The sequence below is a fragment of the Streptomyces sp. VTCC 41912 genome, assembly GCF_045799175.1.
Taxonomy (GTDB): domain Bacteria; phylum Actinomycetota; class Actinomycetes; order Streptomycetales; family Streptomycetaceae; genus Streptomyces; species Streptomyces albulus_C.
In genome coordinates, this window is record NZ_JBJMAB010000081.1 from 1 (window position 1) to 5,823 (window position 5,823).

At 75.3% G+C, this 5,823-nt stretch carries 1 protein-coding gene; it reads right to left on the bottom strand.

What is annotated here, in order from left to right; all coding sequences use genetic code 11:
* Positions 1–5,823: type I polyketide synthase (locus tag ACJ6WD_RS41155; protein WP_407617798.1), on the bottom strand; the 5,823-nt coding region annotated here is incomplete at both ends.

A 5,823-nucleotide genomic window follows, 5' to 3' on the forward strand; every position in this document is an offset into this window, starting at 1 on the left:
CAACGACCACTCGACAAACTCCCCCAACGCCACCTCACACTCCGCAACCCGCTCCGCGAACACCCGCGACTCATCCACCAGTTGCGCCCCCATACCAACCCACTGCGACCCCTGACCCGGGAACACGAACACCGTCCGCCCCGCCACGTCGGCCACGCCGCGGGCGACCACGGGCGAGGCGCCGTCGGTCGCGACAGCGTCCAGTGCGGTCAGCGCGGTCAGCGGGTCGGTGCCGGCGGGCGGGACGACGACGGCGCGGTGGGCGAAGCGGGCGCGGGCGGACACCAGGCTGAGGCCGATGTCGAGCGGGCCGGCGGCCGGTTCGGCGGTCTCGACGTACGTGCGCAGGCGCTCGGCCTGGCCGCGCAGTGCGGCGGCGCTGCGGGCGGTGACCACCCACGGGACGACGCCGCCGGCGACCGGGGCCGGTGCGTCGGCGGGCCGCTGCGCCCCGGCGGCGGATGCCGCGGTCGGCGCCTGCTCCAGCACGGCGTGGGCGTTGGTGCCGCTGATGCCGAACGAGGAGACCGCGGCCCGGCGCGGCCGGCCGGTCACCGGCCACTCCCGCGCCTCGGTCAACAACCGCACCGTCCCGGCGGACCAGTCCACGTGCGACGACGGCTCATCCGCGTGCAGGGTCCGCGGAAGCCGGCCGTGCCGCAGCGCCATCACCATCTTGATGACGCCGGCGATGCCGGCGGCGGACTGGGTGTGGCCGATGTTGGACTTGACCGAGCCGAGCAGCAGCGCGTCCTCGGGATCGCGGTCGCGGCCGTAGGTGGCGAACAGTGCCTGGGCCTCGATGGGGTCGCCGAGCGGGGTGCCGGTGCCGTGCGCTTCCAGGGCGTCGATGTCGCCGGGCGCGAGGCGGGCGTTGGCCAGTGCCTGGCGGATGACGCGCTGTTGGGACGGGCCGTTGGGCGCGGTCAGGCCGTTGGAGGCGCCGTCCTGGTTGATGGCGGAACCGCGGAGGACGGCGAGCACCGGGTGGCCGTTGCGCTGCGCGTCGGAGAGCCGTTCGACGAGGACGATGCCGACGCCCTCGGCGAGGGTCATGCCGTCGGCGGCGTCGGAGAACGCCTTGCAGCGGCCGTCCTGGGCGAGGGCGCGCTGCCGGCTGAACGCGATGAACGGGTTGGGCGTCGTCATCACCGTGGCGCCGCCGGCGACGGCCAGGGTGCTCTCGCCGTTGCGCAGCGACTGGCAGGCCAGGTGCAGCGCCACGAGCGAGGAGGAGCAGGCGGTGTCGACGGTGACGGCCGGGCCTTCGAGGCCGAACACGTACGACAGGCGGCCGGACAGCACGCTGGGGCTGCTGCCGGTGACCATGTGGCCCTCGGCTCCGTCGCCCGCGCCGAGGCCGTACTCCTGGTAGCTGGAGCCGATGAACGTGCCGGTCAGGCTGGCCCGCACGGTGTCCGGTCGGATGCCGGCCCGTTCGAACGCCTCCCAGGTGGTCTCCAGCAGCAGCCGCTGCTGCGGGTCCATGACCAGCGCCTCGCGGGGCGCGATGCCGAAGAAGGTGGGGTCGAAGGCGTCCGCGTCGTGGAGGAAGCCGCCCTGGGTGGAGTAGGTGGTGCCGGGCCGGTCGGGGTCCGGGTCGAAGAGGTTGCCGGTGTGCCAGCCGCGGTTGACGGGGAAGTCGCTGATCGCGTCGGTGCCGGAGTCGACGAGGTCCCACAGCTGTTCCGGGGAGCCGACGCCGCCGGGGAAGCGGCAGGCCATGCCGATGATGGCGATCGGCTCGTCGTCGGCGGCGCCGGTGGCGACCGGGCCGGCGACTTCCAGGACCGCGCCGAGGACCTCCGCGCGCAGGTAGTGCGCGAGTTCCAGCGGTGTCGGGTAGTCGAACACCATGGTGCTGGGCAGCGGCAGGCCGCTGAGGGTGCCCAGGCGCTTGCGGAGTTCCACGGCGGTCAGCGAGTCGAAGCCGACGTCGCGGAAGGCACGGTCCGCGGGGACCGCGTCGGCAGAGTCGTGCCCGAGGACGGTGGCGGCCTCGGTGCGGACGAGGTCGGTGAGCAGGCGCAGTTGGTCGGGTTCGGCAAGGGCGCGGACCCGGGTGACGAGTGCGGAGGCGTCGGCCGGTTCCGGTCCGGTGCGCCGGTCGTCGGCGAGGGCGCGGATCTCGGGCAGTGCGGAGAGCAGGGCGCTGGGGCGGGCGGAGGTGAACAGCGGGGCGTAGCGCTGCCAGTCCACGTCGGCGACGGTGACGGTGACGTCCTGGCGGACCACGGCGCGGCGCAGTTCGGTCAGGGCCGGGGCCGGGTCGAGCAGGCCGAGGCCCTGGCGGCGCAGGGTCGCGGAGACCGCGTCGTCGGCGGCCATGCCGGCCTCGGCCCACGGGCCCCAGGCGACGGAGGTGGCGGTCAGCCCGCGGGCGCGACGGTGCAGGGCGAGCGCGTCGAGGTAGGCGTTGGCGGCGCCGTAGGCGCTCTGGTTGCCGCTGCCCCAGACGCCGGCGATGGAGCCGAAGAGGACGAAGAAGTCCAGTTCGCGGTCGCCGAGCAGGGCGTCGAGGTGGGCGGCGCCGGCGAGTTTGGCGGCGGTCAGGGCGGCGAAGTCGGCGGTGCTGAGGCCGTCGAGCGGTCCGTAGTGGCCGACGCCGGCGGTGTGCACGACGCCGGTCAACGGCAGTTCCCCGGGCAGGTCGGCGAGGAGCGCGGCGAGCGCTTCGCGGTCGGCGGCGTCGCAGGCGACGACGGTGACCGCCGGCCCGAGTCCGGCCAGCTCGGCCCGGAGCGCGGCGGCCCCGGGGGCGTCGGGGCCGCGACGGCTGGTGAGGACGAGGTGCTGGGCGCCGGCGCGGGCCAGCCAGCGGGCGACCTCGGCGCCCAGGCCGCCGGTGCCGCCGGTGATCAGGACGGTGCCGGACGCGGTGAACTCCCCGGCCGCGGGCAGCTCGTCGACGGTGTGGCGGACCAGGCGCCGGCCGGACACTCCGCCGGCCCGCAGCGCCACCTGGTCCTCGCCGTCCGGAACGTCCTTGACGGCGAGGATGCCGGCGAGCCGCTGCCCGGCCCGCTGGTCGAGGACGTCCGGCAGGTCGACCAGGCCGCCCCACAGCCGGGGGTGCTCCAGGGCGACGCCGCGGCCCAGTCCCCAGGCGACGGCCTGGACGGGGTGGGTGACCGGGTCGTCGGGGCCGGTGGAGACGGCGCCGCGGGTGGCGGTCCACAGCCGGCCCCGGGCGTCGGTGTCGGCGAGGGCCTGGACGAGCGCCACGGTCAGCGCCAGTCCTCGGGTGAGCGGTGGGCAGTCGTCCGCGGGCCGTTCGTCGAGCGGCAGCACGGACAGCACCTGGGTGGTGGCGTCCACGCCGTCGGTCCCGGTCAGCCGCTCGGCGAGGCGCCGGCGATCCGCGCAGGAGTCGTCGAGGACGAGGCGGTGCACGCGGGCGCCGTGGGTGCCGAGGGCGTCGGCCAGTGCGTCCAGGAGGTCGGCGTCGTCGGCCGCGGTGGCGTCGGAGGCCACCAGGAGCCAGGTGCCGTCGAGTACCGGGGCGGCGGGCTTGCTCAGCCGCGTCCACTCCACCCGGTAGCGCAGGGTGTCGAGGAGGTGCTTCTCCTGGTTGCCGCGCCGCCAGGACGTGAGGGCGGGCAGCAGGGTGTCCAGCGGCGGGTGGTCCTCGGCGTCCAGCCCGAGGATGGCGGCGAGCTCCCGGGCGTCGCCGCGCTCCACCGCGGCCCACAGCCGCTGGTCGGCGGGGTCGGTGGCGGTGGCGGCCGGGGCGGGCAACTGCGGCCAGTAGTGCTCGTGTTGGAAGGCGTAGGTCGGCAGGTCGGTGCGGCGGGCGCCGGTCCCGGCCAGGTACCCGGCCCAGTCCACGTCCACGCCGCGCACCTGGAGGCGGGCCACGGCGGTGGCCGCGGACGCCTCCTCGGAGCGTCCGGCGCGCAGCACCGGCACCAGTTCGACGTCGGGGTCGTCGCCGAGGGTGTCCTGGGCCATCGCGGTGAGCAGGCCGTCGGGGCCCAGCTCCACGAAGGTGGTGGCGCCGGCGTCCCGCAGCGTCCGCACGCAGTCGGCGAACCGCACGGCCTCGCGGACGTGCCGCACCCAGTACTCCGCGGTGCACGCCGCCGCGTCGTCGGCGCGGGCACCGGTGAGGTCGCAGACCAGGGGGATGCGCGGCGCCCGGTACGTCAGCCCTTCGGCGACGGTGCGGAAGGCCGCCGTCATCCCGTCCATGTGCGGCGAGTGGAAGGCGTGGCTCACCCGCAGCCGCTTGGTCTTCCGTCCGCGCGCGGCGAAGGCGGCGGCGATCTCCCCGGCCGCGGTCTCGTCGCCGGAGACGACCACGGACTGCGGCCCGTTGACGGCGGCGAGGGCCACCGCGTCGGTGAGGTGTCCGGCGATCTCGTCCTCGGTGGCCTGGATCGCGTACATGGCGCCGTCGGCCGGCAGTGCCTGCATCAGCGTCGCCCGTGCGGCGACCAGGCGGCAGGCGTCCGCGAGGTCCAGCACCCCGGCGACGTGCGCCGCGGCGATCCCGCCGATCGAGTGGCCCGCCACCAGGTCGGCCCGGATGCCCCAGCTCTCCACCCACCGGTACAGCGCGACCTCGACGGCGAACAGCGCGGGTTGGGTCCACCCGGTCTCGTCCAGCAGGGCGGCCTCTTCGCTGCCGTCCTCGGCGAACACCACCTCGCGCAGCGGCCGGTCCAGCAGCGGGTCGAGCGCGGCGCAGACCTCGTCGAACGCCGCGGCGAACCGGGGCTGTCGTGCGTGGAGTTCACGTCCCATCGCGGCCCGCTGGCTGCCCTGTCCGGTGAACAGCACGGCGATCCGGCCGCGTCCGGCGGCTTCGCCCTCCACGACGGCGGGGTCCGGCCGGCCGGCGGCGAGCGCGCCCAGCGCGGCGCGCAGCTGGTCGTGGTCCTGCGCCACGACGGCGGCCCGCCGTTCGAAGCGGGTCCGGGTGGTGGCCAGGGAGAGCGCGACGTCCACGAGCGCGGCGTCCGGCCCGTTCTGGAGGTGTTGGAGTAGCCGGGCGGCCTGACCGCGCAGGGCGTCCCGGGTGCGCCCGGTCAGGAGCAGCGGCACGGCGCCGGGCGAACGCCGCGGTGCACCGGCCGCGTTCGCCGCCCGGGGAGCCGGCGCCTGTTCGACGATGACGTGCACGTTGGTACCGCTGATGCCGAACGAGGAGACGCCCGCGCGCCGGGCCCGGCCGGTCTCCGGCCAGGCGGTCTGCTCGGTCAGCAGTTCCACCGCGCCCTCGGACCAGTCCACGTGCGAGGACGGTGCATCGACGTGCAGGGTCCGTGGCAGGACGCCGTGCCGCATCGCCAACACCATCTTGATGATGCCCGCGACACCGGCCGCGGCCTGGGTGTGACCGATGTTGGACTTCACCGAACCCAACAGCAACGGCTGCCCGGCATCGCGGTCACGGCCGTACGTGGCGAGGAGCGCCTGCGCCTCGATCGGGTCACCGAGAGTGGTGCCGGTGCCGTGCGCCTCGACCACGTCCACGTCACCGACGGTGAGACCGCCGCTGGCCAGTGCCTGGCGGATCACCCGCTGCTGGGACGGTCCGTTGGGCGCCGTCAGACCGTTGGACGCGCCGTCCTGATTGACCGCCGAGCCGCGCACCACGGCCAGGATCTCGTGACCGTTGCGGACCGCGTCCGACTGACGCTCCAACACCAGCATGCCCACGCCCTCGGACCAGCCGACACCATCCGCCGCGTCCGCGAACGCCTTGCACCGCCCATCGGACGACAACCCCCGCTGCCGGGCAAAGTCCACGAACACCGCCGGCGTCGACATCACCGTCACCCCACCGGCCAACGCCAACCCGCACTCACCACTGCGCAA